This is a genomic window from Bacillus sp. REN10 (genome assembly GCF_016820555.1).
Taxonomy (GTDB): Bacteria; Bacillota; Bacilli; order Bacillales; family Domibacillaceae; genus Bacillus_CE.
Map to the genome: position 1 here is coordinate 37,303 of NZ_JADHDW010000012.1, position 26,869 is coordinate 64,171.

General features: G+C 40.4%; 28 protein-coding genes, 1 rRNA gene and 2 other annotated features. All 29 genes read right to left on the bottom strand.

All coding sequences use genetic code 11. The annotated features are described in order from the left end of the window. Positions 1-31: 31 nt before the first annotated feature. Positions 32-3,586 carry a DNA-directed RNA polymerase subunit beta gene (gene rpoB, locus IRB43_RS14790; protein ID WP_203364256.1) on the bottom strand — a complete coding sequence of 1,185 codons (3,555 nt, stop codon included), beginning with the start codon at positions 3,584-3,586 and terminating at the stop codon, positions 32-34. Between the two features lie 232 nt (positions 3,587-3,818). Further along, on the bottom strand, positions 3,819-4,430 hold the full coding sequence (locus tag IRB43_RS14795; RefSeq protein WP_203364257.1) for a class I SAM-dependent methyltransferase: 612 nt from the start codon (positions 4,428-4,430) through the stop codon (positions 3,819-3,821). 160 nt (positions 4,431-4,590) lie between these two features. Continuing rightward, on the bottom strand, positions 4,591-4,956 hold the full coding sequence (gene rplL, locus IRB43_RS14800) for a 50S ribosomal protein L7/L12 (RefSeq protein WP_203364258.1): 366 nt from the start codon (positions 4,954-4,956) through the stop codon (positions 4,591-4,593). 66 nt (positions 4,957-5,022) lie between these two features. Next, positions 5,023-5,523 carry a 50S ribosomal protein L10 gene (rplJ, locus tag IRB43_RS14805; protein ID WP_203364259.1) on the bottom strand — a complete coding sequence of 167 codons (501 nt, stop codon included), beginning with the start codon at positions 5,521-5,523 and terminating at the stop codon, positions 5,023-5,025. A gap of 71 nt (positions 5,524-5,594) precedes the next feature. After that, positions 5,595-5,740, bottom strand: a sequence feature (ribosomal protein L10 leader region). A gap of 48 nt (positions 5,741-5,788) precedes the next feature. Next, entirely contained in the window at positions 5,789-6,487 is a 699-nt protein-coding gene (rplA, locus tag IRB43_RS14810; protein ID WP_203364260.1) for a 50S ribosomal protein L1, read from the bottom strand. 124 nt (positions 6,488-6,611) lie between these two features. Continuing rightward, positions 6,612-7,037, bottom strand: a complete 426-nt coding sequence (gene rplK / locus IRB43_RS14815) for a 50S ribosomal protein L11 (RefSeq protein WP_041101809.1) — start codon at positions 7,035-7,037, stop codon at positions 6,612-6,614. A 166-nt stretch (positions 7,038-7,203) separates the two neighbouring features. Beyond that, positions 7,204-7,740, bottom strand: a complete 537-nt coding sequence (gene nusG / locus IRB43_RS14820) for a transcription termination/antitermination protein NusG (protein WP_203364261.1) — start codon at positions 7,738-7,740, stop codon at positions 7,204-7,206. 146 nt (positions 7,741-7,886) lie between these two features. After that, positions 7,887-8,072, bottom strand: a complete 186-nt coding sequence (secE, locus tag IRB43_RS14825) for a preprotein translocase subunit SecE (RefSeq protein WP_203364262.1) — start codon at positions 8,070-8,072, stop codon at positions 7,887-7,889. 38 nt (positions 8,073-8,110) lie between these two features. Then, the gene (gene rpmG, locus IRB43_RS14830) at positions 8,111-8,257 is read right to left on the bottom strand and encodes a 50S ribosomal protein L33 (RefSeq protein ID WP_203364263.1); all 147 of its coding nucleotides are present in this window, start codon (positions 8,255-8,257) and stop codon (positions 8,111-8,113) included. A 68-nt stretch (positions 8,258-8,325) separates the two neighbouring features. After that, positions 8,326-8,964: an RNA polymerase sporulation sigma factor SigH gene (gene sigH, locus IRB43_RS14835; protein WP_238942038.1), complete on the bottom strand. Its 639-nt coding sequence runs from the start codon at positions 8,962-8,964 to the stop codon at positions 8,326-8,328. Between the two features lie 78 nt (positions 8,965-9,042). Beyond that, complete coding sequence (locus IRB43_RS14840) at positions 9,043-9,552, bottom strand: NYN domain-containing protein (RefSeq protein ID WP_203364265.1); 510 nt, start codon at positions 9,550-9,552, stop codon at positions 9,043-9,045. 3 nt (positions 9,553-9,555) lie between these two features. After that, complete coding sequence (gene rlmB, locus IRB43_RS14845) at positions 9,556-10,299, bottom strand: 23S rRNA (guanosine(2251)-2'-O)-methyltransferase RlmB (protein ID WP_203364266.1); 744 nt, start codon at positions 10,297-10,299, stop codon at positions 9,556-9,558. 18 nt (positions 10,300-10,317) lie between these two features. Further along, positions 10,318-10,719, bottom strand: coding sequence for a Mini-ribonuclease 3 (locus IRB43_RS14850; protein ID WP_203364267.1), 402 nt, complete (start codon positions 10,717-10,719; stop codon positions 10,318-10,320). Positions 10,720-10,721: 2 nt separating this feature from the next. Beyond that, positions 10,722-12,119, bottom strand: a complete 1,398-nt coding sequence (gene cysS, locus IRB43_RS14855) for a cysteine--tRNA ligase (RefSeq protein ID WP_203364268.1) — start codon at positions 12,117-12,119, stop codon at positions 10,722-10,724. Continuing rightward, positions 12,100-12,765: a serine O-acetyltransferase gene (gene cysE / locus IRB43_RS14860; protein ID WP_203364269.1), complete on the bottom strand. Its 666-nt coding sequence runs from the start codon at positions 12,763-12,765 to the stop codon at positions 12,100-12,102. The genes cysS and cysE overlap by 20 nt, the downstream gene beginning before the upstream one ends. A 65-nt stretch (positions 12,766-12,830) precedes the next feature. Next, positions 12,831-13,054: a binding site (T-box leader), on the bottom strand. Between the two features lie 45 nt (positions 13,055-13,099). Next, positions 13,100-14,560 carry a glutamate--tRNA ligase gene (gltX, locus tag IRB43_RS14865; protein WP_203364270.1) on the bottom strand — a complete coding sequence of 487 codons (1,461 nt, stop codon included), beginning with the start codon at positions 14,558-14,560 and terminating at the stop codon, positions 13,100-13,102. A gap of 83 nt (positions 14,561-14,643) precedes the next feature. Beyond that, positions 14,644-15,126 (bottom strand): 2-C-methyl-D-erythritol 2,4-cyclodiphosphate synthase, encoded by a 483-nt coding sequence (gene ispF / locus IRB43_RS14870; RefSeq protein WP_203364271.1) that lies wholly within the window; start codon positions 15,124-15,126, stop codon positions 14,644-14,646. A gap of 14 nt (positions 15,127-15,140) precedes the next feature. After that, positions 15,141-15,821 (bottom strand): 2-C-methyl-D-erythritol 4-phosphate cytidylyltransferase, encoded by a 681-nt coding sequence (gene ispD, locus IRB43_RS14875; protein ID WP_203364272.1) that lies wholly within the window; start codon positions 15,819-15,821, stop codon positions 15,141-15,143. Between the two features lie 14 nt (positions 15,822-15,835). Further along, positions 15,836-16,924 carry a PIN/TRAM domain-containing protein gene (locus tag IRB43_RS14880; protein WP_203364273.1) on the bottom strand — a complete coding sequence of 363 codons (1,089 nt, stop codon included), beginning with the start codon at positions 16,922-16,924 and terminating at the stop codon, positions 15,836-15,838. Between the two features lie 98 nt (positions 16,925-17,022). Then, positions 17,023-18,396, bottom strand: a complete 1,374-nt coding sequence (gene radA / locus IRB43_RS14885; RefSeq protein ID WP_203364274.1) for a DNA repair protein RadA — start codon at positions 18,394-18,396, stop codon at positions 17,023-17,025. A gap of 86 nt (positions 18,397-18,482) precedes the next feature. Continuing rightward, positions 18,483-20,918 carry an ATP-dependent protease ATP-binding subunit ClpC gene (gene clpC, locus IRB43_RS14890; protein WP_203364275.1) on the bottom strand — a complete coding sequence of 812 codons (2,436 nt, stop codon included), beginning with the start codon at positions 20,916-20,918 and terminating at the stop codon, positions 18,483-18,485. Positions 20,919-20,938: 20 nt separating this feature from the next. Beyond that, on the bottom strand, positions 20,939-21,994 hold the full coding sequence (gene mcsB, locus IRB43_RS14895; protein WP_203364276.1) for a protein-arginine kinase McsB: 1,056 nt from the start codon (positions 21,992-21,994) through the stop codon (positions 20,939-20,941). Then, positions 21,994-22,536, bottom strand: a complete 543-nt coding sequence (gene mcsA / locus IRB43_RS14900; protein ID WP_203364277.1) for a protein-arginine kinase activator protein McsA — start codon at positions 22,534-22,536, stop codon at positions 21,994-21,996. Before mcsA ends, mcsB begins: the two co-directional genes overlap by 1 nt. 14 nt (positions 22,537-22,550) lie before the next feature. Then, positions 22,551-23,012, bottom strand: a complete 462-nt coding sequence (locus tag IRB43_RS14905; protein WP_203364278.1) for a CtsR family transcriptional regulator — start codon at positions 23,010-23,012, stop codon at positions 22,551-22,553. Between the two features lie 215 nt (positions 23,013-23,227). Further along, positions 23,228-23,551, bottom strand: coding sequence for an antibiotic biosynthesis monooxygenase (locus tag IRB43_RS14910; protein ID WP_203364279.1), 324 nt, complete (start codon positions 23,549-23,551; stop codon positions 23,228-23,230). A 61-nt stretch (positions 23,552-23,612) separates the two neighbouring features. Next, positions 23,613-24,422: an ATP-binding cassette domain-containing protein gene (locus tag IRB43_RS14915; RefSeq protein ID WP_203364280.1), complete on the bottom strand. Its 810-nt coding sequence runs from the start codon at positions 24,420-24,422 to the stop codon at positions 23,613-23,615. Further along, positions 24,409-25,455, bottom strand: a complete 1,047-nt coding sequence (locus IRB43_RS14920; protein ID WP_203364281.1) for an iron ABC transporter permease — start codon at positions 25,453-25,455, stop codon at positions 24,409-24,411. Before IRB43_RS14920 ends, IRB43_RS14915 begins: the two co-directional genes overlap by 14 nt. Then, complete coding sequence (locus IRB43_RS14925; RefSeq protein ID WP_203364282.1) at positions 25,452-26,387, bottom strand: ABC transporter substrate-binding protein; 936 nt, start codon at positions 26,385-26,387, stop codon at positions 25,452-25,454. The genes IRB43_RS14920 and IRB43_RS14925 overlap by 4 nt, the downstream gene beginning before the upstream one ends. Before the next feature lie 414 nt (positions 26,388-26,801). Next, positions 26,802-26,869: ribosomal RNA gene (rrf, locus tag IRB43_RS18310) — 5S ribosomal RNA — on the bottom strand; the annotation flags it as partial.

Consider the following 26,869-nt stretch of genomic DNA (forward strand, 5'->3'; position numbering starts at 1 on the left):
AGCCCGCATAAGACTTCTCCGGCATCATTAATTAATCCGTTGAACTTACTTTTTCAGTTTCTGTTTCTTCAGGGGCAATATTTAATGTATCTGCCTGCTGAATATCATCTTCATCTTCTAAATCACGCATTTCAATTTCTTGATCGTCTCCAGACATGATCTTCACGTCCATACCTAAACTTTGAAGCTCTTTAATTAAAACTTTAAACGACTCTGGAACGCCTGGTTCTGGAACATTTTCACCTTTAACAATCGCTTCATATGTTTTTACACGACCAACAATATCATCCGATTTCACAGTAAGAATTTCTTGAAGTGTATAAGCAGCTCCGTATGCTTCGAGCGCCCAAACCTCCATCTCTCCGAAACGCTGACCACCAAACTGAGCTTTACCACCCAGCGGCTGCTGTGTAACAAGAGAGTAAGGTCCAGTTGAACGAGCATGAAGCTTATCATCAACCATGTGGGCTAATTTGATCATGTACATAATTCCAACTGATACACGGTTATCGAACGGCTCTCCGCTTCGACCGTCATAAAGAACTGTTTTCGCGTCACGAGACATTCCCGCTTCTTCAATTGTCTCCCATACATCATCTTCTGTCGCACCATCAAATACCGGTGTAGCAACATGGATACCAAGGTATCTAGCTGCCATTCCAAGATGAAGTTCAAGCACCTGTCCGATGTTCATACGAGAAGGTACCCCTAACGGGTTTAACATGATATCGATTGGTGTACCATCTGGTAAGAAAGGCATATCTTCTTCTGGTAAAATACGAGAGATTACCCCTTTGTTACCATGTCGTCCGGCCATTTTATCCCCTTCAGAAATTTTACGCTTCTGAACGATATAAACACGAACAAGCTGGTTTACACCCGGAGGAAGTTCATCCCCGTCTTCACGGTTGAATACTTTTACATCAAGAATAATTCCGCCTCCGCCATGCGGAACGCGAAGAGATGTATCGCGCACTTCACGTGCTTTCTCACCGAAGATTGCATGTAATAGACGCTCTTCAGCTGTAAGTTCTGTAACCCCTTTTGGCGTTACTTTACCTACAAGCAGGTCTCCATCTTTGACTTCTGCTCCTACACGAATGATTCCACGCTCATCTAGATTGCGAAGCGCGTCTTCACCTACGTTAGGAATATCGCGAGTGATTTCTTCAGGTCCTAATTTCGTATCTCGAGACTCTGATTCGTACTCTTCAATATGAATAGATGTATACACATCATCTTTCACAAGTCTTTCACTCATGATGATGGCATCTTCATAGTTATAACCATCCCATGTCATAAATCCGACCATTACGTTACGGCCAAGGGCAAGCTCACCTTTTTCCATTGATGGACCATCAGCAAGGATTTCCCCGTTTGTCACGCGATCGCCAACACTCACAATTGGGCGTTGATTATAGCATGTTCCTTGGTTAGAACGAATAAACTTCAGTAAACGATATTTATCAAGGTTTCCTTTAACCTCTTGTCCGTCGATTTCTTGAATGCGACGAACCCAAATTTCACGGGATTCAACATGCTCAACGATACCTTCATGTTTACAAATGACAGCAGCACCAGAGTCTTTTCCTGATACATACTCCATTCCTGTTCCTACAATCGGAGCTTCCGGCTGCATTAATGGAACAGCCTGACGTTGCATGTTCGCTCCCATTAAGGCACGGTTGGAGTCATCATTTTCTAAGAATGGAATACATGCCGTTGCGGCGGAAACAACCTGTTTAGGTGAAACGTCCATGTAATCTACACGTTCGCGTTTAACGACTGTGTTTTCCCCGCGGAAACGGGCAACCACTTCCTCTTCAAGGAATGAACCGTCTTCAGCTAAAGGTACGTTCGCCTGAGCAACAACATAGTTATCTTCTTCGTCAGCCGTTAAGTAATCAATTCGACTCGTTACTTTTCCTGTTTCTGGATCTACCCGACGATATGGTGTTTCAATAAAACCAAATCGGTTCACTTTTGCATAAGATGATAAAGAGTTGATCAGTCCGATGTTTGGACCCTCCGGCGTTTCAATCGGACACATACGGCCGTAGTGAGAATAGTGAACGTCACGCACTTCAAAGCCTGCGCGCTCCCTTGTTAAACCACCAGGTCCTAACGCTGATAGACGGCGCTTATGCGTCAATTCAGCTAGCGGATTCGTTTGGTCCATGAACTGAGAAAGCTGAGAGCTTCCAAAGAACTCTTTTATAGATGCAATAACCGGGCGAATATTAATTAATTGTTGCGGCGTGATCGTATTTGTGTCTTGGATCGACATTCTTTCACGAACAACACGCTCCATACGTGATAAACCAATACGGAATTGGTTTTGAAGCAGTTCACCGACAGAACGAAGGCGACGATTACCTAAATGGTCAATATCGTCCGTATTTCCTACTCCGTAAAGAAGGTTAAAGAAATAACCAATAGAAGAAATGATATCTGCCGGAGTGATGTGTTTGACATCAAACTCAGGGAAACCATTACCAATGACGTTGATTACTTTTTCTTCTTCACTGTTTGGAGCATAGATTTTAATCGATTGAACAACGATATCTTCCTCTACGACACCACCGGATTGACGGAATGTTTTAAACCCTGCCCCGCTTTCAAGGTAAGGAATAATTTTGTCTAGTGTACGGCGGTCAAGAAGAGTACCTGCTTCGGCGATAATTTCACCTGTTTCTGGATCCGCAAGCGTTTCAGCTAAACGTTGACCAAACAAACGGTTTTTCGTATGAAGCTTCTTATTGATTTTGTATCTTCCTACACTTGCTAAGTCATATCGTTTTGGATCAAAGAAACGAGAGATCAGCAAGCTCTTTGCATTTTCAACAGTTGGCGGTTCACCCGGGCGAAGACGCTCATAAATTTCAATTAGCGCTTTTTCCGTGCTTTCCGTATTGTCTTTTTCAAGCGTGTTGCGAATGTATTCATTATCGCCGATTAGATCGATGATTTCTTGATCAGAGCCAAACCCTAGAGCACGAAGCAATACCGTAATTGGTAATTTGCGTGTTCGGTCTATGCGGACATAAACAATGTCCTTTGCATCTGTCTCATATTCGAGCCAAGCACCACGGTTTGGGATCACGGTAGCAGTAAAGCCTTTCTTCCCGTTCTTATCCAATTTTCCGTTGTAATACACACTCGGAGAACGGACTAACTGGGAAACGATAACGCGTTCTGCTCCATTGATAATGAATGTTCCTGTTTCAGTCATAAGCGGAAAATCGCCCATGAACACTTCTTGGTCTTTCACTTCACCAGTCTCTTTGTTTAAAAGACGGACTTTCACTCGAAGCGGAGCCGAATATGTTACATCGCGCTCCTTAGACTCGTCGACTGGATACTTCGGTTCGCCAAGACTATAATCGATAAATTCCAATGCAAGATTACCAGTGAAATCTTCAATAGGAGAAATATCCTGAAACATCTCTCTTAAGCCCTCATCAAGAAACCATTGATAGGAGGATGTTTGGATTTCAATAAGATTTGGTAATTCTAAAACTTCGCTAATACGTGCATAACTTCTACGTTGGCGGTGTCGTCCATACTGAACTAGTTGACCTGTCAACTGATTCACCCCTCAAATCAAGCGTTTTAGTTGCCTATATATTCCTTATAGTAGACGAACAGTCTATTCTATAAGACAAAAAGAAAAAGGGTTTTTCAAAGAAAACCTCATTTTTTCACATAATGAACTATTATTTTTTCATTGTTCCCATCTACTAAAAAAATCATACATCATTTTCGAGAAAATGGACACAAATATTATATTGGCATTTTATAATAATATCATAGAGATTTTAGTCAGTCAATGCTTTTTCCGCTTTAAGAATGTAATATCCTTTGGAGCGTTCCACCGTTTCCACTTCACCAAACAAATTCTCTAATTCCTTCATAGCTGATGGAGCCCCTTGCTTCTTTTGGATCACAACCCAAAGCTGCCCTCCCACTGCTAACTTTTGAAAACTTTGACGAAAAATATCCATCACTACTTGTTTACCCGCACGAATAGGTGGGTTCGTTAAAATAGCAGCAAATTGATTTTCTGTTACAGCTTCTAAACGGTCACTCTCGTAAATGATCGTATTGTTAATTCGATTCAACTCCGCATTATCTTGCGCCAAAGCGAGCGCTCGCCGGTTGACATCAACCATATGAACAAGGCGTTTAGGACATGCCGAAGCAACCGATAAACCAATAGGACCATAACCGCACCCAACATCAAGCAATGGACCTTCTATTTCAGGTAGATTAAACTGTTCAATCAACAAACGGGAGCCAAAGTCTACTTCTTTTTTCGAAAAAACCCCTGTATCTGTTTTAAAACGAAACACTTTATTTTTTAGTGTATATTCCCAATATATCGGGTTACTTTCACTTTCAGGAGTTGACGAATAATAATGATTTGCCATGCAGATCCCTCCAATCATCTTCCAACGAGGCGACTGCTCAAGTGCTATTTGCACACGAAAGCCTTAGCCACTTTCATTTAACCAAAGTTCCACTAAAGATGCAAAAACAAAACAAAAGCTCGCTGGATTCAGCGAGCCCTTGTTGCCTATTATTACTTTATTACTTAACTTCTACGCCAGCGCCAACTTCTTCAAGTTTAGCTTTGATTTCTTCAGCTTCTTCTTTAGAAGCGCCTTCTTTAAGTGCTTTTGGAGTGTTGTCAACAAGTTCTTTCGCTTCTTTAAGACCAAGACCTGTGATTTCACGAACAACTTTGATAACTTTGATTTTTTGTGCACCAGCATCAGTAAGTACAACGTCAAAATCAGTTTTCTCAGCAGCAGCGTCTCCACCAGCAGCGCCACCAACCATTGCTACAGGAGCAGCAGCAGTTACACCAAACTCTTCTTCAATAGCTTTTACTAAGTCGTTTAATTCAAGAACGGACATTTCTTTAATCGCATCAATGATTTGCTCTTTAGTCATTATAAATTTCCTCCTTAATTTTTACATTATGTTTTATTAGTTTAGGCAGTCGCTAAATAGATTAGCTTACGCGCCTTGTTCTTCTTTTTGTTCTGCAACAGCTTTTGTTGCAAGAGCAAAGTTGCGCATAGGAGCTTGCAATACGCTGAGTAGCATAGAAAGAAGTCCTTCGCGTGATGGAAGTTCAGCAAGAGCTTTAACTTCTTCAACAGACATAACGTTTCCTTCAAGTACACCTGCTTTGATTTCTAACGCTTCATGCTTTTTCGCAAATTCGTTAAGAATTTTAGCTGGTGCAATCACATCTTCTGCACTGAACGCGATCGCATTTGGACCTGTAAGAGATTCTTCTAAACCAGAGATCTCTGCCATTTCAGCCGCGCGGCGAGTTAACGTATTTTTGAATACTTTGAACTCAACACCCGCTTCACGAAGTTGCTTACGAAGTTCTGTTACTTCACCTACTGTTAATCCACGGTAGTCTACTACAACTGTAGTCGCACTATTTTTGAATTTCTCAGCGATTTCGGTAACTAACTGTTTCTTTTGTTCAATTACACTGCTCATCTTTACACCTCCTGTAGATTTCTCCGAAAAAGAACAATCGATCTTTTTCGCTTTACCTTGTCATTCATACCTCAAAGCAAGTAAAAACCTCCACGCTTTGCAGACATGGAGGCACGAAAAGTACAGCAAGATGCTACACTATATATATTCGTATTACCTCGGCGGGAAATTAAGCTATAAAAGCCCCTGCTGTCTACGGTATAAATGTTAAATTTATTTTGCAACATATTGTATTCTATCAAATACAATTCTGATTGTCAACTTATTATTTTACAGTTACAGATGCTGGATCTACTTTGATGCCAGGAGCCATTGTTGAAGTAATCGTTACATTCTTCATGTATGTTCCTTTAGCTGCTGCTGGCTTCACTTTCATCATTGTATCAAAAATTGTGTTGAAGTTTTCAACTAATTTTTCGTTTTCGAATGATACTTTACCGATTGGCACATGAATGTTACCAGCTTTATCAACACGGTATTCTACTTTACCAGCTTTGATTTCTGCAACAGCTTTCGTTACATCAAATGTAACTGTTCCAGTTTTCGGGTTTGGCATTAAGCCTTTAGGTCCAAGCACACGACCAAGCTTACCAACTTCACCCATCATGTCAGGAGTAGCCACGATTACATCAAATTCGAACCAACCTTGTTGGATTTTGTTGATGTAGTCAGCATCGCCAACATAGTCAGCACCTGCTGCTTCTGCTTCTTTCGCTTTTTCACCTTTAGCGAATACTAAAACTTTTTGAGTTTTACCAGTTCCGTTCGGAAGAACAACTGCTCCACGGATTTGTTGGTCTGCTTTCTTCGGGTCAACACCTAAACGGAAAGCAACCTCTACTGTTGCATCAAATTTCGCAAAGTTTGTTTTCTTTACTAACTCAACTGCTTCTTCAATCGCATAAGCTGTTGAACGGTCAACAAGCTTCGCTGCTTCTTGAAATTTTTTACCTTTTTTAGCCATTATTAAAAATCCTCCTTATGTGGTTTTAGCGGAATAACCTCCCACGAATAAAGGTTGCGAGTGAAGTATATTTGACTACATCCACATCGCAACCCTCGAACAACAACTTCAACTAGACTAACAATTAGTCTTCAATCACAATACCCATGCTGCGGGCAGTACCTTCAACCATGCGCATAGCTGCTTCAACGCTAGCTGCATTAAGGTCAGGCATTTTTGTTTCAGCGATTTCGCGAACTTTATCACGCTTCACTGTTGCTACTTTATTGCGGTTAGGTTCACCAGAACCAGACTCGATACCTGCTGCTTTCTTAAGAAGTACAGCAGCTGGCGGAGTTTTTGTGATAAATGTAAATGAACGGTCTTCAAATACCGAAATTTCAACCGGAATGATTAAACCAGCTTGATCCGCAGTACGAGCATTAAATTCTTTACAGAATCCCATGATGTTAACACCAGCTTGACCAAGTGCAGGACCTACCGGTGGCGCAGGATTAGCTTTACCTGCAGGAATTTGCAACTTAACAACTTTAATAACTTTTTTAGCCACGAGACACACCTCCTTAAGTCCGTGATGTGGTATTTGGGGATTTTCCCCTCCCACTCAAATAATATCTTTATTTCAAATAAAGATGATCAATTAAAATTAGTCTCAAATTCCGAGACATACTGACTTAAAAATATTATCATTTTTTGTTTAACATTTCAAGCAGTTTTCATTTTAATTTATTTACTTGGTCGAAGTCAAGCTCAACAGGCGTTTCTCTACCAAACATGTTAACAAGCACTCTTAATTTAGCTTTGTCATGATCAATCTCTTCAACCGTACCTTCAAAATTAGCAAACGGACCTTCATTCACGATGACTGTCTCTTTCAATTCAAAGTCTATGTCTTTTCGTTTTTCATCCATACCCATCTGCTTCAAGATATTCTTTACTTCATCTGGAAGTAGCGGGGTTGGTTTCGAGCCATGACCTGCAGAGCCAACGAAGCCGGTTACTCCTGGTGTATTTCGAACAACATACCAAGAGTCATCTGTCATGACGATTTCTACTAGAACATAACCTGGGAACACTTTTCTCTTCGTTACTTTTTTCTTGCCGTTTTTAATATCTGTTTCTTCCTCTTCAGGAACGATTACTCGGAAGATTTTATCTTGCATCCCCATTGATTCTACACGCTTTTCAAGGTTCGCTTTTACTTTATTTTCATATCCAGAATATGTGTGAACAACATACCAATTCTTCTCCATTGAAAGGGACTAAGCGTCCTTCCCTCCTTTACTTGTTAAAGGCAAATTAAAAAACCCGTTGAAGCGGGCTTTTTATTGTCTCTATGATGTTTCATTATACCATATTAAAAAACAGTATATTCAAGCCTTAATAATAAATTGACCAATTACTTTGACATGGCCCAATTAATCACAGCAGAAATACCTTGGTCAACAGCTAAAAAGAAAAGAGCAAGAAACACCACTGTTGCAATAACAGTAATTGTATAGCTAGTTAACTCTTTTTTCTTCGGCCAGCTAACTTTTCGCATCTCGGAATTTACATTGCGAAAAAATTGTGTAATCTTCGACATGTTCAGAACCTCCGTATGATAACTGGCACACCGGTTCTTTACTTTGTTTGCTTATGCACGGTATGCTTGTTGCAAGTACTGCAAAACTTTTTGATCTCTAATCGTCCATCGCTCGTTGTTTTCCCCGAAGTGGAATAATTTCTTGATCCGCACTCCGAACAAGCTAAAATCAATTTATTTGCCATTGTGAAACCACCTTCTCTATCTCAATTGTAAAAAATATCATTGTTATAGAAACTAGTCAAGTGATTCCCTACATTGTAATTTCTTTAAATTCTAAATAACGTTCCAATTTACGTTTCACCCGTTGAAGGGCATTATCAATCGATTTCACATGGCGGTTTAATTCCTCTGAAATTTCCTGATACGATTGCCCGTCCAAATATAAAGCCAATACTTTTCTTTCTAAATCACTTAACAATTCATTCATTTTGTCTTCAATGCTACTGAATTGTTCTCGATTAATAATTAACTCTTCTGGGTTCATCGCTTTTGCTCCTGTAATCACATCCATCAATGTGCGATCTGACTCTTCATCATAGATGGGTTTATCCAGTGACACATAAGAGTTTAACGGAATGTGCTTTTGTCTAGTGGCTGTCTTAATAGCTGTAATAATTTGTCTTGTAATACACAATTCAGCAAAAGCCTTAAAGGTAGTGAGCTTGTCCTCTTTGTAATCACGAATGGCTTTATATAGACCAATCATTCCTTCTTGGACAATATCCTCCCGGTCCGCTCCAATTAAAAAATAAGAGCGTGCTTTTGCCCGAACAAAGTTTCTATACTTATGGATCAAGTAATCTAGAGCATCACTATTTCCATTATGAACAAGTTCTATGAGTTGCTCGTCATTAAGTGTTTCTAGCGCTAAACTATTTGAACGTTTCAAGCACACACACATCCCCTCTGCTTGCAAAAGCATAGACTAGCAATATTATACAGTACCGTTTTTTTGAACGTCAACTACTCATTTCTGGCCTCGTCGCCACTTTTCAAAAATTTCTGCCACTTCTTCACTTAACTGGATTTTCGCGTTTGGACGCTTTTCTTCAATTTTTTTTATTCTGCTGCCGATCTGTTTATTGACCGAATTAATTTCTGTAAGCAGCTCCCTCGCCGAAACTCGCAACGCTCCTTGGGCAAAGATGACCCACTGCTCTGTAAAGTCCGAAGTGGCGACTGAAATTTGGTTTTTAATATGATTGAGTTCAATAGCCAGCTTTTCAATGCGCTCATCCGCTGTTTCATTTTCTCTTGTGAAAATAACCTCTATCTTTGAATCGCGATACTTCTTTTCTGTGCCTTTTACGAAATGAGCATCAAACACGATGATTACCCGGCTGCCAGTAAACCCCTGATATTCAGCCATCCTTTCAATCAGCCGATCACGGGCAGAAGCAAGATCATGCTTTTTCAACTCACGAAGTTCTGGCCAATCTCCTATAATGTTGTATCCATCAACAATCAGGATGTTCATCTCTTACTCCCCTAGAGGATGACGTCTTCGATAAACCTCATACATGAGTAATCCTGCGGCGACAGAAGCGTTTAAAGATGTAACCCGACCAGCCATTGGCAGCTGAATAAGAAAATCGCATTTTTCTTTCACAAGACGACTCATCCCTTTGCCCTCACTTCCAATGACTAAACCTAAAGGCATTGTTCCATCAAAATTTCGATAATCATCGGCACCTTTCGCGTCCGTACCGGCGATCCACAGTCCGCGTTCTTTCAGTTCATCGATGGTTCGAGATAAATTCGTTACGCGAACAACCGGAATATATTCAATCGCCCCAGTGGATGCTTTAGCTACTGCTGCTGTTAAACCAACGGCCCGGCGCTTTGGAATAATGATGCCGTGCGCGCCCACAGCATCTGCTGTACGCATGATAGAACCTAAATTATGTGGGTCCTCAATTTCATCCAACAACAAAAAGAATGGCGCTTCTCCGCTCTCTTCTGCTTTAGCAAATAAATCATCAAGCTCTGCATAATGATAAGCAGCAACAGAAGCAACAACCCCTTGATGATTTTCATCGCTCATTTGATCTACTTTTTGCTTAGGAACAAATTGCACAAGTACATTTTGCTCTTTTGCCATTTTAATGATTTGCTGCATCGGGCCCTTTTGAGCTCCTTCAGCAATCCAAATTTTATTGATTTCGCGATCGGAGCGTAACGCTTCTAATACAGGGTTTCTGCCAGCAATAAATTCTTTTGACATATTTCCTTCCTCCTTTCCTTAAATTTCTTGATTCAGACAATACTCGATAATTTCAACAAGGCGTTGGTCTTGACCCGTTAAAAAAAGAGAACCGAGTAGCGCTTCAAATGCTGTGCTATATCGATACGTTTGTATATCGGTGTTTTTTGGTACCGTTCCGGATTTTGCATTGCGCCCTCTTCGTACAATAGCTAACTCTTCTTCGGTTAGCTGGTCCTCTTCGATCAGTTGAAATAGTATTTTCGCCTGGGCTTTAGCCGACACATATTTTGTTGCCTCTTTATGCAATAATTGCGGCTTTACCTTACCTAGTTCGAGAAGATGGCGGCGCACATACACCTCATATATACCATCCCCCATATAAGCAAGGGCCAAACTATTCATTTGTTTCGCATCTTTCAATGGTGCAAACTCTAGCATATTTATCCTCTTTTCCAGCGGATACCTTGCGGTGTATCTTCTAAAATAATATTCATTTCCTTCAACTTATCACGAATTTCATCAGCTAATTGAAAATTACGTTCTTTTCTTGCTTGAACGCGCTGTTCAATTAATGCTTCAATTTCCTCATCCAGTAGATCTGCTGCCTCAAGGCTTAATCCAAGAACGAAGAATAAATCTTCAAATTCCTTTAAGAAGGCATCAATCACTTCTGTAGAAGTGTGTTTTTCCATCAAATAGTAATTCGCTTGCTTCGATAAATCAAACAAAACAGAAATGGCATTTGCTGTATTAAAATCATCATCCATTTCTTGCGTAAAAGCTTGATGAATCTCTTGAATCTTCACAAGCCATTCAGCACTGTTCTCCGTTAAATTCGTGCTTGCTTGCTTGCGGTGTTTTAAATTTTCATAGGCCGTTTTTAAGCGGTCCAATGAAGTTTTCGCTTGTTCGAGTAACTCTTGGTTGTAATTAATTGGATGACGATAATGAACAGACAGCATGAAAAAGCGCAGTACTTGTGGATCAATTTGCTGAATAATGTCGTGAACAAGAATAAAATTCCCGAGAGATTTCGACATCTTTTCATTATCAATGTTAATATATCCATTATGCATCCAATAGCGGGCAAATGGTTGGCCAGTTAATGCCTCTGACTGAGCAATTTCATTTTCGTGATGCGGGAAAGCTAAATCCTGTCCACCCGCATGTATATCTATTGTATCACCTAAATATTTTCTTGCCATCGCGGAGCACTCAATATGCCAGCCCGGACGACCTTTCCCCCATGGACTTTCCCAGTAAATCTCACCTTCTTTTGCAGCCTTCCACAGAACAAAGTCCAGAGCTTCTTCTTTCTTCTCTCCTACATCAATGCGCGCTCCTACTTTTAATTCATCAATGGATTGCTGTGAAAGTTTGCCGTACCCATCAAACTTTCTTGTGCGATAGTAGATATCACCATCTGATTCATAAGCGAAACCTTTTCCAATCAATTGCTCAATAAACTCAATAATTAATTCAATATTTTCCGTCACACGCGGATGCACATCTGCCTTTTGGCAACCTAGGGCAGCTGTATCTTCAAAATAAGCTTTAATAAATCGTTCTGCAATCACCGGCACTTCTTCACCAAGTTCATTAGCGGCCTTAATTAACTTATCATCGACATCCGTAAAATTAGAAACAAACGTCACATCATAGCCGCGATATTGCAAATAACGTCGAACGGTGTCAAATACGATAGCAGGACGAGCATTGCCGATATGAATATAATTGTACACAGTTGGACCGCATACATACATTTTTACCTTTCCTTCTTCAAGAGGAATAAATTCTTCCTTCTTACGCGTTAAAGTGTTATACAGACGAATGGTCATTCTGATATTCTCCCTTCTGTAGCTCATTAAGTTCCTCTTTTAGTTTGTTCATTTCCTTCTCCATCGCTTGAAGGCGATCTGCTACCGGATCCGGTAAATCCCGATGATTCAAGTCTTTTTTGACTTTCTTACCATCACGAATAACAATTTTCCCAGGAATGCCTACCACAGTAGAATCAGGGGGAACATCCTTCAATACGACAGAGCCTGCCCCTATTTTCGAATTCTCTCCAACCGTAATCGAACCGAGAACTTTCGCGCCTGTCGCAATCAACACATGATCTTTCACTGTCGGATGCCGCTTTCCTTTTTCTTTCCCCGTTCCACCAAGTGTCACTCCTTGATAAATAGTGACATCATCACCAATCTCACACGTTTCACCAATCACCACGCCCATGCCGTGATCAATAAATAACCGCCGGCCGATTTGAGCGCCCGGATGAATTTCAATCCCGGTAAAGAAACGGCTGATTTGTGAGATTAGACGAGCGATGAAATAGAACTTTCTTTTATAAAAAGCATGGGCTAAACGATGACCCCAAATCGCATGTAGCCCAGAATACGTTAAAATGACTTCTAAATAGCTGCGCGCTGCTGGGTCCTGTTCAAATATCGTATCAATATCTTCTTTTAATACTTTAAACATACTCATTCCTCCCCTCATCATGTTGATTCCGATTAAAAAGCAAAACAAAAACGCCTCTGATATCTGACAGAGACGTTTTATTTACGCGGTTCCACTCTGTTTGAGAAATAGGCATGCCTATCTCCCCAACTTGAAACTGTTAACGGGAGTTCCCGCTGCAGCTTACTCTTAGTTCAGCTACAGACTCAGAGGGGCACTTCAATAATCGAGTCACTTAAATCGCTCGCAGCCGGTGACGATTCTCTCTGGAAAGCTTCGATTACCTACTTTTCCTCTTCAACGTTTTGTTATCGAATTTAATTTAACTATAATATATTACATTTAAGCGAAAATGTTAATCGATAATCTTTTGTAGACGTTCTTTTACTGTTTCTTTCCCGATCAATTCAATGGCTTTTGGTAAATCTGGACCATGCGTTTGACCCGTTACCGCTGCACGAATTGGCATAAATAATTTTTTGCCTTTATGACCTGTTTCCTTTTGAACAGCTTTCATTGCTTGTTTAATTTCTTCCGCTACAAACACTTCTAGTTCGTCTACTTTCGCCAAGAAGGAAGTCATGACTTCACGTACTTGTTCTTCTTGAAGCACCTCTTTCGCTTCCTCCTCAAAAGTGAGCTCCTTTTTAAAGAATAGCTCTGATAATTCAACAATTTCTGCTCCATAGCTCATTTTTTCTTGGAAAAGAGCAATTAATTGTTTCGTCCATTCTAGTTGATCAGCAGATGGATTTTCATCGATGCGTCCCGCTTTCATTAAATGCGGAAGAGCCAACTCGACCACTCTGTCGACATCCACTTTTTTCATATATTGATTATTCATCCACTGCAATTTTTGCTGGTCAAATAAAGCCGGGGATTTTGATAAGCGTTCCGCTGCAAAAATGTCAATAAATTCTTCTTTAGAGAAGATCTCTTCTTCACCTTGTGGAGACCAGCCGAGCAAGGTAATGAAATTGAAAAGAGCTTCCGGTAAATAGCCAAGTTCTTTATATTGTTCAATAAATTGAATAATCGATTCATCCCGTTTACTTAACTTTCTACGGCTTTCGTTCACAATTAACGTCATATGCCCAAAAACAGGCGGCTCCCAGCCAAGAGCTCGGTACACTACCAATTGTTTGGGCGTATTAGAAATGTGGTCATCTCCGCGAAGAACATGAGACATTTCCATTAAATGATCATCGATCGCAACAGCAAAATTATAAGTTGGTGTGCCATCTTGCTTCACTATAACAAAGTCAGAAATACCATCTGATTCAAACGATACTTCGCCTTTCACCATATCGTTAAATGATAAAACCTCGCCTTTTGGCACTTTAATACGGATGCTTGGCGTACGACCTTCCGCCTCTAACTTCGCTTGTTCTTCCACTGTTAAATGGCGGCACTTTCCAGAATATCCTGGCATATCCTTTCCTGCCGCTTGCTGAGCTTCACGTTCTGCTTCTAGCTCTTCCGACGTGCAATAACATTTATAAGCTTTGCCTTCTTCTAACAATTGATCATAATATTTTTTATAAATATCATTACGTTCCGATTGACGATATGGTCCATATTCCCCACCAACATCGACACCTTCATCCCAATCAATACCGAGCCAGCGCAAGTAAGTTAATTGACTCTCTTCGCCACCTTCAATATTTCGCTTTTGATCCGTGTCTTCAATTCGAATAATAAATTTTCCGCCTTTATTGCGGGCATACAAATAGTTAAACAGCGCTGTACGTGCATTCCCAATATGTAAGTGACCTGTAGGGCTTGGCGCATACCGCACGCGAATGTCATTAGCCATGCTGTTTCCTCCTCGATTCTTCCCTATAGCTTAAAATAATTATTTTTTTATTCTACCACTGTTACGGACTAGAAGAAAGGTGATTACACCGTAGGTTTAACTAAAAGAACAGTTGCTTGTGAAGCAATCCCTTCTTCTCTGCCTACAAACCCCAATTTCTCTGTGGTTGTTGCCTTTACATTTACTTGTGAAACTTCCGCTTCTAACAATTCAGAAATTCTTTGTCGCATCTTTTCGATATGCGGAGCCATTTTTGGCTGTTGCGCCATAATGGTGCAATCTATATTTCCTAAAGCGTAGCCTTTTTCCTTTACTAACTTCCAAACATGCTGCAGTAAAACAGCAGAATCAGCATCTTTAAATGCCGGATCAGTATCAGGAAAATGCTTGCCGATATCTCCTTCAGCAATGGCTCCAAGACAAGCATCAGCAATCGTATGCAATAATACATCGGCATCAGAATGTCCGAGCAAGCCTTTTTCATACGGGATTTCAATTCCTCCAATAATTAACGGGCGGCCTTCCGTTAATTGATGCACATCAAATCCTTGTCCAATACGAAACATGATTCATGGCTCCTTTATTTTCTTTTTTGAATAATAGCCTCAGCGAAGACTAAGTCCTCCGGCGTCGTCAATTTAATATTATCATAGTCACCTTCTACAATTTGAACAGGAACGTTTATTCTTTCAATCAAAGAAGCATCATCTGTTCCTAAAAAACCATCCCTTTCTGCTTGCTCGTGTGCTTGCAGAAGGAAAGAGAAGCGAAAAGCTTGTGGTGTCTGTACTGACCACAAGCTAGAGCGCTCCACTGTCTCCACAACAGTTCCACCTGTTACACGCTTAATTGTATCTTTCACAGGAACAGCAGCAATAGCTGCTCCTGAATGTTTCGCCTGCTCAACTAGTTCAGCAATCATCTTTCTCGTCATAAACGGGCGAGCCCCATCATGAACAAGAACAATATCCGGCTGATTGAGTTGCTTTAGACCGTTATATACACTTTGCTGACGTTCTTCCCCGCCTGTGACAAGCTTATAGACTTTAGATAGTTTGTATTCGCTAATTAAATCAGCAAATAACGGTTTCTCCTCTTGTTTCACCGCGAGAACAATACCTTTACAAGCCGGGTCCTTTTCAAATACTTCTAATGTATGAATAATGACCGGACGACCTTGTAGCGAAAGTAGCAGCTTATTTCTATCTGCTTTCATCCGCTTCCCCTGCCCCGCTGCCGGGATCACTACTTGATACGTCATTCGTCGATTCCCCTTTAAAGCGCTTTTTCAATCATTTTCGGCTTAGCAAAGATCATTCGTCCTGCTGATGTTTGCAGTACACTTGTCACTACTACATCAATATGCTTGCCAATATAGTCTCTTCCTTCTTCTACAACGATCATTGTGCCATCATCCAAATACGCAATCCCTTGTTTTTGTTCTTTCCCGTCTTTAATAACAAGTACATGCATTTCCTCTCCTGGAATGACTAATGGCTTGACCGCATTGGCTAAATCATTAATATTAAGCACTTGAACCTTTTGCAGCTCACATACTTTATTTAAGTTAAAATCATTCGTTACAACGATTCCATTCATTTCTTTTGCCAGCTTCACAAGCTTGCTATCCACTTCTTGAATATCTTCAAAATCCCGCTCCACAATCTCTACATCCACGGGAATATCTTTTTGAATACGGTTTAAAATATCTAACCCTCTTCGTCCTTTTGTTCGCTTTAGCGTATCAGAAGAATCAGCGATATGCTGCAATTCTTCAAGTACAAATTGAGGAATGATGATACATCCATCTAAAAAGCCTGTTTGACAAATATCCGCAATGCGGCCGTCAATGATTACACTTGTATCTAAAATTTTATAAAACTTCTTCGGTACTGCCGGCTCTTCAATAACTTCTTTTTTCTTTCCGCCTTTATTGATCGAAAAAAGACTAGTAATCTCATCCCGCTTTTTAAAGCCTACCTGAAATCCTAAATAGCCGAGCAACAATGTTAAGAAAATCGGCACCACGGTGTTCACCAGCGGGATTTCAACAGAAGACAGGGTATTCCCTGCCAAGAAAGCTACAATCAACCCTAAAATCAACCCTAAACTTCCAGAAAGAATGTCCGTCAACGGAGCCGTCACAATGCGATCCTCTAGCCATTTCACAAAACTGACGATATGATCAATCGCCCAAAAGGTCAACACATAAAACAGCATTGCTCCTAATATAGCTGCTACATACGGGTTATTAATTAAGTGAACTTGATCTAATTTAATTAATGTTAATAAGTCCGGAATCAAAATAATACCTAATGTGCCACCCAAAATAATAAAGCCCGCCTGCACAAGACGTCTTAACATTCTGCCTTCACCTCCTCATATTATTATAAACACTTTTTTCCATTTAAAACCGTTTTTTAAAAAAAACTACTTTTATTCGTTCGTTTATCTCAAAATAGTTAATTACCAAAAATAACTTTGAGCGCTTCATTGACAGTAGAAACAGCGACTGTTTCTATCCCCATAGGCACTTTCCACCCCCCTAAGTTATTCGCAGGTATAATGATACGAGTAAACCCGAGCTTAGCCGCCTCAGAAACCCGCTGCTCAATTCTTGATACTCTTCTTACTTCCCCTGTCAATCCCACTTCTCCAATAATACAGTCCGTTGGATTGGTTGGCTGATCACGAAAGCTTGAGGCAATACTGACCGCAATGGCTAAATCAATCGCTGGCTCATCTAACTTGACTCCACCTGCTACTTTCAAGTAAGCATCTTGATTTTGCAATAGTAACCCTACCCGCTTTTCAAGTACCGCCATTAAAAGTGTCACTCGATTATGGTCAATCCCTGTTGCCATTCGGCGAGGGTTTCCAAAAACCGTTGGTGAGATAAGCGCTTGAATTTCAACCAATACCGGCCGTGTCCCTTCCATAGAAGCAACAACAGTAGAACCAGATGCCCCTTGGGAGCGTTCTTCTAAAAAGATTTCCGACGGGTTCGCTACTTCTTCTAGCCCCTCTTCCTTCATCTCAAAAATACCCATTTCATTAGTAGAACCGAAGCGATTTTTTACCGCCCGTAAAATCCGGTACGTGTGGTGACGCTCTCCTTCAAAATATAACACAGTATCCACCATATGCTCCAATAATCGAGGTCCTGCGATGGAGCCTTCTTTTGTGACATGACCGACAATAAAGATGGCAATTCCATTCATTTTCGCAATTCGCATCAATTCAGCTGTACACTCACGGACTTGAGAAACGCTTCCTGGAGCGGATGTCACTTCCGGATGATACACGGTTTGAATAGAGTCAATAATAACGAAAGAAGGAGCTAACTCTTCAATAGCTGAGTGAATCAGCTGTAAATTCGTTTCAGAGTAGATAAATAGATTATCATCCTTCACGGCTAACCGATCCGCTCGTAACTTCGTCTGCTTAATCGACTCCTCACCAGAGATATATAACACTTTACTCGCTTTTGCACTTAATTGTGAGGAAACTTGTAAAAGCAGCGTGGATTTCCCAATTCCAGGATCTCCGCCAATTAAGACGAGTGACCCAGGCACAACACCTCCACCAAGCACGCGGTTAAACTCTTTTAAATCCGTCGTTACCCTTGGCTCCTGAACCGTTTCCACTTCTGATAATTTAGACGGCTTGGCAGAAACGGTTGATTCCGAATGCATAAATGTGCGCTTTGGTGTTCCTGTAATCGACACTTCTTCCACCATTTGATTCCACTGATTACATCCGGGACATCTTCCCATCCATTTCGGTGACTCATATCCGCATGATTGACATATAAATTTTGTTTTTTTCTTTGCCATATCGTATTCCTTTCTAATATACCTTATCACAAGCAAATTTAAAAAAAGGATGCACTGACTTCTTGTTGTGCATCCTTTCTTGTTCATTAAAAAGTGGATGGTTCCTTTACTTTCACGACAAACTCGTTGTTATCAACATCTACTATCACATATTGCCCCGTCAATACTTTGCCTTTTAATAACTCTTCAGATAAACGATCTTCTACTTGTTTTTGTAACGCGCGGCGCAACGGACGAGCTCCGTACTCTGGATCGTATCCTTCCTCGGCAATTTTCTCTTTTGCTTGATCTGTCAGCTCAACAATAATATTTTGTTCTTTTAATCGGCTCGTTAACTGATCAGACATCAATGTAACAATTTCTTTCAGATGTTTCTTCTCTAGAGCGTGGAACACAATAATTTCATCAATCCGGTTAAGAAACTCTGGGCGGAAAGCTCGCTTTAATTCTTCCATTACTTTGCCCTTCATATCTTTGAAATCTTGCTCCCCATCTTGAATGTTAAAACCGACATACTTATTGCGCTTCAATGATTGAGCTCCTACATTGGAGGTCATAATCAGCACCGTATTGCGGAAATCTACCGTACGCCCCTTAGAATCTGTTAAACGTCCATCTTCAAGCACTTGCAATAAAATATTAAATACATCCGGATGTGCTTTTTCGATTTCATCTAATAATACAACAGAGTATGGCTTGCGACGAACCTTTTCCGTTAGTTGGCCGCCTTCTTCGTAACCAACATACCCCGGAGGTGAACCAACTAGACGAGATGTCGAGTGCTTCTCCATATATTCAGACATATCAATCCGAATCATCGCATCCTCATCACCAAACATCGACTCAGCCAAAGCTTTCGCTAGTTCTGTTTTACCAACACCAGTTGGTCCTAAGAAAATAAATGAACCAATTGGACGTTTCGGATCTTTTAAACCCGCTCTTGCACGGCGAACTGCTTTAGAAACAGCTTTCACTGCTTCTTCCTGTCCGATTAAACGAGAATGTAAAATCTCTTCTAAGTTTAACAGTTTTTCTGTTTCTGTTTGAGCTAGTTTAGAAACAGGAATACCGGTCCAGCTAGAGACAACAATCGCAATATCCTCGACCGTCACTTCACTGTTTTCTTTTCCTTGCTTTTCTTTCCAGCTGTTTTTCGTACGCTCTAGCTCCTCACGCAGTTTTTGCTCTGAATCACGCAGTGAAGCCGCTTTTTCAAATTCTTGACTTTGGACAGCTGCATCCTTTTCATTGCGGATATTCTCTAATTTCACTTCTAGTTCTTTTAAATTTGGAGGCGTTGTAAAGGAACGCAAACGAACTTTAGAGCCGGCCTCATCGATCAAATCGATCGCTTTATCTGGAAGGAAGCGGTCGGAAATATATCGGTCTGACATTTTCACCGCTGCTTCAATTGCTTCATCCGTAATTGACACGCGATGATGTGCTTCGTAGCGATCTCTTAATCCTTTTAAAATTTGAATGGATTCGTCTAGTGTTGGCTCATCTACTTGAATCGGTTGGAAACGCCGCTCAAGCGCAGCATCTTTTTCGATATATTTACGATATTCATCAAGTGTAGTTGCACCGATGCACTGCAATTCTCCACGAGCTAAAGATGGCTTTAAAATATTCGATGCATCGATTGCCCCTTCTGCTCCGCCAGCACCAATCAGTGTATGCAACTCATCAATGAATAAAATGATATTGCCTGCCTGACGAATCTCATCCATTACTTTCTTTAAACGGTCTTCAAATTCGCCGCGATATTTCGTACCAGCCACCACTGTGCCCATGTCGAGTGTCATTACTCGCTTATTACGGAGAGTTTCCGGTACTTCATTATTAATAATTTGCTGAGCTAACCCTTCAGCAATAGCCGTTTTCCCGACACCTGGCTCACCAATTAATACCGGATTATTTTTCGTTCTTCTACTTAACACTTCAATAACCCGTTGAATTTCTTTACTGCGGCCGATCACAGGATCTAAACTTCCTTCTCTTGCAATGACCGTTAAGTCGCGAGCTAAGCTGTCTAGCGTCGGTGTATTTACATTAGAAGCTGTTCCCCCTTGATGCCCATTCGCTTCATTGCTACCTAATAATTGAAGCACTTGTTGACGAGCTTTATTTAAGCTCACGCCTAAATTACTTAAAACTCGTGCTGCTACACCTTCGCCTTCTCGAATTAACCCAAGCAAAATATGTTCTGTTCCTACATAGGAGTGGCCTAACTTTCTTGCTTCATCCATAGATAATTCTGTTACTTTTTTGGCACGAGGAGTGTAATGGACAGTTTGTGTGCTTCCTTCTCCGCGACCAATTAATTTCTCCACTTCTTGTTGAATTTTTTCCGAGCTAAGTCCAAGACCGTATAAAGCTTTTGCCGCAATTCCTTCGCCTTCTCGCACTAACCCTAAAAGAATATGCTCTGTACCTATATTGCTGTGCCCAAGACGAATTGCTTCATCTTGCGCCAACGCCAACACTTTCTGAGCTCTTTCAGTAAATCGACCGAACATCATGTCCATCCATCTCCTTTACATCAACAATTTTCTTCCATTTTCAGTCTCTCGCGAATGAGCGTCGCCCGTCTCACATCTCTTTCTTCTGGACGAAGGGCTTTCCCCGCATATTGTTGCAAGAAACCTGGCTGTGTTAAAATCATTAATTCATTCAAAATGCTTCTTGAAATGTGTTGAATATATCCAATATCAATTCCAAGCCTTACATCAGAAAGACATTGAGCCGCTTCCTTCGTTTCAATAATACGGCTATTCGTTAACACGCCATATGACCGAAACACTTTATCTTCCAAGCGAATAGCAGAGGTGCTCATTAACATCTCTCTAGCGGATTGTTCTTGCGCAATCAGCTGATGAACTACACTCAATAAGTCTTCTACAATATCAGCTTCAGATTTCCCAAGTGTAAGCTGGTTAGAAACTTGAAATATATTCCCTAACACTTCGCTGCCCTCACCATAAATTCCTCTAACAACTAATCCCAATTGATTAATTGCCGGAATAATTCGATTCATTTGTTGGGTGAGCATTAAACCGGGAAGATGCATCATCACCGATGCTCTCAAGCCAGTTCCAACATTCGTAGGGCAGCTAGTTAAGTAACCTCTTTGCTCATCAAAAGCAAATTGCACCTGCTCTTCAATCGCATCATCAATGGCATTAGCCTTTTCTAATGTCTCTTTTAGCTGTAGGCCTGGTGACAAACATTGAATTCGAATGTGATCTTCTTCATTGATCATTACACTAATGTCTTCCATATCCGACAGCAAAACGGCCCCATAAGGAGAGGAATCCGCCAGCAGAGGACTAATTAAGTGTTTCTCTACTAATACCCTTTTTTGCAAGGAAGACATACTTTCCATCGTTAGTAGTTCCATAGAAGCGTAAGATTGTGTAGCCTTCGCAATTTCTTCTGTCATTTTTGCTGCTTCTTCAGCGGTTAATAAGAACGGAAACTTATATTGTGCTAAGTTCCTAGCTAATCGAACTCTTGAGCTTAACACAATATCAGAATGAGGCCCTTCACTGCTCATCCATGAGCTAACAGCCTGATTAATAAATCTTTCTAGAGACATCAAGACTCTCCTCCTTCAAAGTGTAAATTTTTTTCAAGAGAGCGAATTTTGTCTCGTACTTCTGCTGCTTGCTCAAATTCTTCATGCATGATCAACTGCTGAAGTTCATCTTTAAGCATTTCTATTTCTTTTTTTAAGTGAAGAGTCCCACCCATCCGTTCAGGAATTTTTCCTACATGCACATTATTGCCATTTTGAAGCCTTTTTAAAATAGGACCTAGCTGGTCATGAAAGCTTTCATAACAATAAGGACAGCCGAACTTCCCCATATTAACAAATTGCTGAAAGGTTACTTGACAATGATCACATTTTAATGGTTTTTGTTGAGGATATTGAGCAGGCTTTGATGAAAAAAGGGAATCGAGATTAAACAAGCCGCTAAATAAATTATTAATCGAAAATTGAGGATGACCACTCATCATATATTGTTCCCCTTTTTCGTGTGCACATCTTTCACATAAGTGCGATTCCGTTTTTTCGCCGTTTATCGTTTTCGTAAAATGCAAAGTAGCCGGTCTTTCTTTACACTCTTGGCAAATCAAAACAGCTTCCCCCTTTATTTATATTTTAATGACATTAACATAGCGATCATCATTCTCGCTCGAAGCTCATCTCGGTCAGGAAGATCAATATACAAAACCGAACGGTCCATTACACTCATCATGATTTTTGCTTCTCGAGTTGAAATGACTTCCTCCTCTACTAAGCGGGTGATAATATCATCGGCGTTGGATTGTGAAAGTCTTTTGCCAACGAGAGCAATAATTTGATCAATCAAATCCTGCTGGTCATGAATTTGCACTTTAATAATTCGAATGTATCCTCCCCCACCTCTTTTACTTTCAACAATATACCCTCTTTCTATCGTAAATCGAGTGTTAATGACATAATTAATTTGTGAGGGAACACATTGGAATTTATCAGCGATTTCATTTCTTTTTATTTCTACTATTTCACTGCCGCTCGTTTCTAAAACCCTTTTTAAGTAATCTTCAATGATGTCAGATATATTCCGCACCAATACCTCCTCCATTTCTGACTTTGACTATATTTGACGTTAATTATACATGATGAGGTTTGTCTATGGCAATTTATATGTATAGCTTAGTATGAACAAATTTCTCTACTATCATTCGATTTTTATATGTTTTCATAAAGCGATAAATAAATAGGCCGATCCCCAAAATTTGTTTTGGACATCAGCCTATTCTTCGATGATATGTAGCTTATTTACTAGTTGTTCATAACTTGCGGGTCATATGAAAGCACCGTTTCATACATGGAGACTTGGTTGCCAATGACGTAATCTTTTTTCTCACGTTTAGCATGATGAGCCGCACGGAATGCCTCACTCTTTGTCCATCCTAAAAATGCCTCTTTATTCTTCCACGTTGTACATACGCGATATTCTTCATACTCTTCTAATCCCTCTGTGCGCAAGATCTCCATACGAATAAACCCTGGAGACTGTTCAATACCTTTTCGTTCTTTAAACCCCTTCAATAATTCCTCACCATAGCCTACTTGTACGTGAATTGCATTTGTTACAACAAACATCTTCATCTTCCTTTCTTTGTTTCTGTTATAATAGCGGGGCGCTTATATAAACTCCCTCACTTTAGTTAAACGGCTTCTTACTGCACGCTTTCTCCTCTTTACCGCACACTTTTTTCGGAGTGAAAAATGGCTTGTTGGCCCCTTGAAAAATATCTACTTCGATTCCGAAAACATGTTGAAACATTTGCTGACATAAAACACATTCCGGCGTGCCATCATACTGAATTTCCCCTTGCTTCATCACGATTAAGCGGTCGCTATACTGAGCAGCTTGATTCATATCATGCAATACCATCACAATCGTCATTCCGAATTGCTCATTTAAGCTTTTGACCAGTTCCATTACCTCTAGCTGATGCACAATGTCGAGAAAGGTTGTCGGCTCATCGAGAAGAAGAACTTTAGAACGCTGAGCCAATGTCATGGCAATCCAAGCTCGCTGGCGCTCACCTCCAGATAATGAATTCAACAAACGCTGCTCATATCCTTCTAGTTTTGTAACAGATAATGCCCATCCAATGATGTCTTCGTCTTCCTTCTCAAAACGGTCAAGCCACTTTTTATGAGGCTGCCTTCCAAACTCAATTAACTCGCGAATCGTAATGTCTAATTGATAATCATGCATTTGTGGAAGCATGGCTAGTTTTTTAGCAATGTTTGTACTATCCATCGTGTGAATACCTTTTCCATCAAGCACGATTTCCCCTGTTTCCGGTTGCAGTAAACGAGAAATCAACCGTAAAAGCGTAGATTTCCCAGAACCGTTAGGACCAATTAAACTAACAATTTCCCCCTCACGAATTTGGATATCCGCATTTCGTATTTGAAAAAAGCGGGAATGAGTATAGGTAATATCTTTAGCGTTTAGCACCGTTGTCTCCTCCTTTCTGCACTAATAATAAGAAGAATGGTCCACCTAAAAACGACAACAAAATACCAACCGGCAATTCAATTGGATCAAACCAGCTTCTTGCAATTGCGTCGGCACATACAAGCAAAATACCTCCTCCTAGACAAGAAAGCGGGACAACGTAACGATCATCATTTCCAACTAACAATCGTATCGTGTGCGGAACAATTAATCCGATGAATCCAATTAAGCCAGAAACACTCACTGCAATCCCAGCAAGCAAAGTACTGACTACAATTAAGAAAAAACGACTTCTTTCTACATTATGGCCAAGTAACTTCGCCATCTCATCGCCAAGCATTAAGACGCGGAGCTGCTTAATTCCGAGAAAAGCAAGAAGTAACGCACCCACTGCATAGTAAACAATCATATGAACATGCGCCCAACCAACACCACTAATTCCTCCAGCTAACCACGGCAATACAGATTGCACTTTATCACTATGCAGTAACATTAGTGCTGACATCAAAGCACCAATTAACGCATTAATGGAAATACCGACTAAAATAATTCTTGAGGGCGAGGCTCCTTTTTTCCATGAAAGTCCGTATATAAGCAACGCCGTGACCAATGCCCCTAAAAAAGCGCCCAGAGGCAACAGCGCCATATGCTGCGGAAACAAAATGATAATAATCGTTGCCACTAAGCCGGCACCCGATGAAACCCCTATGATACCAGGATCAGCTAAAGGGTTGCGCATAACACCTTGCAATAAAGACCCTGATGTAGCTAAACACATACCGACTAAGAAGCCAATTAATACACGAGGAATACGCAAATCCCATACAATTCGATGCACAGTTGAATGTTCATCACCTATTCCTTCGATCATCTCACGAACGGAAAAAGACAAACTTCCTGCCACTAATCCATAGAGAAAAGTGAAGACAGTTAACACAAGAAGAATAAAGGTGAGCATCCACCTATTTTTCGCAAATGGATGCTTCTGTTTCCCAGTATTTTCAGTAACAGCTTCTTTTTGCATGGATATCATTTCCTCACATCTTGCAAGCTTTGAGCCATAAAATCTACTGCTTCCACAATATGTGTACCAGGATTAGATCCAAATAAATGCGGTGGAAGAACAACAACACGCTTTTGCTTGACAGCCTCAAGGTTTTTCCACGCGTCATTTTTCATCATCTCGCCTTCAAACGCTTTCTTTACCCCTTCTGGATCTCCATGTGTAATTAAGAAAATAATGTCTGGATTTGCTTCAATGATTCGCTCTGTACTGAGCTGGGCATATTGCGGAAATTCCTTCGTTTTTGGGAAGTCAACTGCAATATTTTGTCCCCCTACTTTGTCTAAAATGTCACCTGATAGAGAAGTAGGTAATGCCACCAAATACGAACCAGGTGCTCCATAAACTAGTAACGCTCTCACATCTCCTGCTGTGTCGTACGCTTTCAGTTGATCATCGATGTTTTTGTTTAATTCCTTTGCTTTCTCTTCTTTTCCTAATAACATTCCGTATAAATCAATACTCTTTTGGATATCTTTAATAGAATTTGCCGATGACACCATCACTTTTATTCCTTGACTCTCTATGGTTGGAATATGTTTCTCTAATCCGCTACTGAGCACAAAAAGCTCCGGTTTGACACTGGCAATTCTTTCGAAATTCGGTTCATGTGCATTGCCCATTTCCTGAATACCTTGTAACTCTTTACTAAGCGGTAGTTTTGTATTAGGGCGACCAACAACATTTCCGCCTAATGTATGGATAATATCCATGTCACCCACACTTAACGTCGCAATACTTTTTGACGGGTGCTCAAAAGTAATAGTTTGTCCTGCAAAATCAGTAACGGCAATTGCTTGCTTTTCTTTCTTCTCTGCTGTTTTCTCTTCTTTTGTACCGCAGCCTACTAATAAAAAAAACATAGAGCACATGATACTAAGAAACATTATGTACCTTTTCATTTCCACACTCCTAATTGATAATGATAATCACTTTTATTAATTATTTTAATGATAAAGATTATCATTGTCAATAGATGGTTTGTTTTTCTTTTTGGTTTAGCTGCGCTCTATTCGATGGTGGACCATTTGTATTTTAAAATGAGGTGAAAAAAGCATGTTGGATTGAGCGTTGTAACGGAAGAAAGAAAGTTCGTTGCCCAGTAGATGAGGCACCGGTGAGGTCTCTCTTACAAGACCTTTAAAGCTGGCATAAGACGACAAACGATTAGCAGCGTGGTGCAAATGGTACCAAATGAAGTATTACCAACAATATAATGAAAAGAGCTAATCTTTCTCGTTCCTTCATTTGGAAGTAAAAAAACGACTCAAAAATTTGTTTTTCAACAAATTTTTGAGTCGTTTTTTTTAATTAGTGCCTGGCAACGTCCTACTCTCACAGGGGGAAACCCCCAACTACCATCGGCGCTGAAGAGCTTAACTTC

Bases quoted from the DNA above. Each gene is read 5' to 3' on its own strand.
- IRB43_RS14880 (WP_203364273.1), bottom strand. From the start codon at position 16,924: ATGTTAAGACGTCTTGTGCAGGCGGGCTTTATTATTTTGGGTGGCACA.
- rlmB (WP_203364266.1), bottom strand. From the start codon at position 10,299: ATGTCAAAAGAATTTATTGCTGGCAGAAACCCTGTATTAGAAGCGTTA.
- IRB43_RS14795 (WP_203364257.1), bottom strand. From the start codon at position 4,430: ATGGCAAATCATTATTATTCGTCAACTCCTGAAAGTGAAAGTAACCCG.
- nusG (WP_203364261.1), bottom strand. From the start codon at position 7,740: ATGGAGAAGAATTGGTATGTTGTTCACACATATTCTGGATATGAAAAT.
- radA (WP_203364274.1), bottom strand. From the start codon at position 18,396: ATGGCAAAGAAAAAAACAAAATTTATATGTCAATCATGCGGATATGAG.
- rplA (WP_203364260.1), bottom strand. From the start codon at position 6,487: ATGGCTAAAAAAGGTAAAAAATTTCAAGAAGCAGCGAAGCTTGTTGAC.
- IRB43_RS14910 (WP_203364279.1), bottom strand. From the start codon at position 23,551: ATGTTTGTTGTAACAAATGCAATTCACGTACAAGTAGGCTATGGTGAG.
- gltX (WP_203364270.1), bottom strand. From the start codon at position 14,560: ATGGCTAATGACATTCGCGTGCGGTATGCGCCAAGCCCTACAGGTCAC.
- cysE (WP_203364269.1), bottom strand. From the start codon at position 12,765: ATGTTTAAAGTATTAAAAGAAGATATTGATACGATATTTGAACAGGAC.
- ispF (WP_203364271.1), bottom strand. From the start codon at position 15,126: ATGTTTCGTATTGGACAAGGATTTGATGTGCATCAATTAACGGAAGGC.
- secE (WP_203364262.1), bottom strand. From the start codon at position 8,072: ATGTCGAAGATTACACAATTTTTTCGCAATGTAAATTCCGAGATGCGA.
- IRB43_RS14840 (WP_203364265.1), bottom strand. From the start codon at position 9,552: ATGAACATCCTGATTGTTGATGGATACAACATTATAGGAGATTGGCCA.
- IRB43_RS14850 (WP_203364267.1), bottom strand. From the start codon at position 10,719: ATGCTAGAGTTTGCACCATTGAAAGATGCGAAACAAATGAATAGTTTG.
- rplL (WP_203364258.1), bottom strand. From the start codon at position 4,956: ATGACTAAAGAGCAAATCATTGATGCGATTAAAGAAATGTCCGTTCTT.
- rpmG (WP_203364263.1), bottom strand. From the start codon at position 8,257: ATGGCAAATAAATTGATTTTAGCTTGTTCGGAGTGCGGATCAAGAAAT.
- clpC (WP_203364275.1), bottom strand. From the start codon at position 20,918: ATGATGTTCGGTCGATTTACTGAAAGAGCTCAGAAAGTGTTGGCGTTG.
- cysS (WP_203364268.1), bottom strand. From the start codon at position 12,119: ATGACCATTCGTCTGTATAACACTTTAACGCGTAAGAAGGAAGAATTT.
- mcsB (WP_203364276.1), bottom strand. From the start codon at position 21,994: ATGTCTCTAGAAAGATTTATTAATCAGGCTGTTAGCTCATGGATGAGC.
- ispD (WP_203364272.1), bottom strand. From the start codon at position 15,821: ATGACGTATCAAGTAGTGATCCCGGCAGCGGGGCAGGGGAAGCGGATG.
- IRB43_RS14925 (WP_203364282.1), bottom strand. From the start codon at position 26,387: ATGAAAAGGTACATAATGTTTCTTAGTATCATGTGCTCTATGTTTTTT.
- rplJ (WP_203364259.1), bottom strand. From the start codon at position 5,523: ATGAGCAGTGTAATTGAACAAAAGAAACAGTTAGTTACCGAAATCGCT.
- IRB43_RS14920 (WP_203364281.1), bottom strand. From the start codon at position 25,455: ATGATATCCATGCAAAAAGAAGCTGTTACTGAAAATACTGGGAAACAG.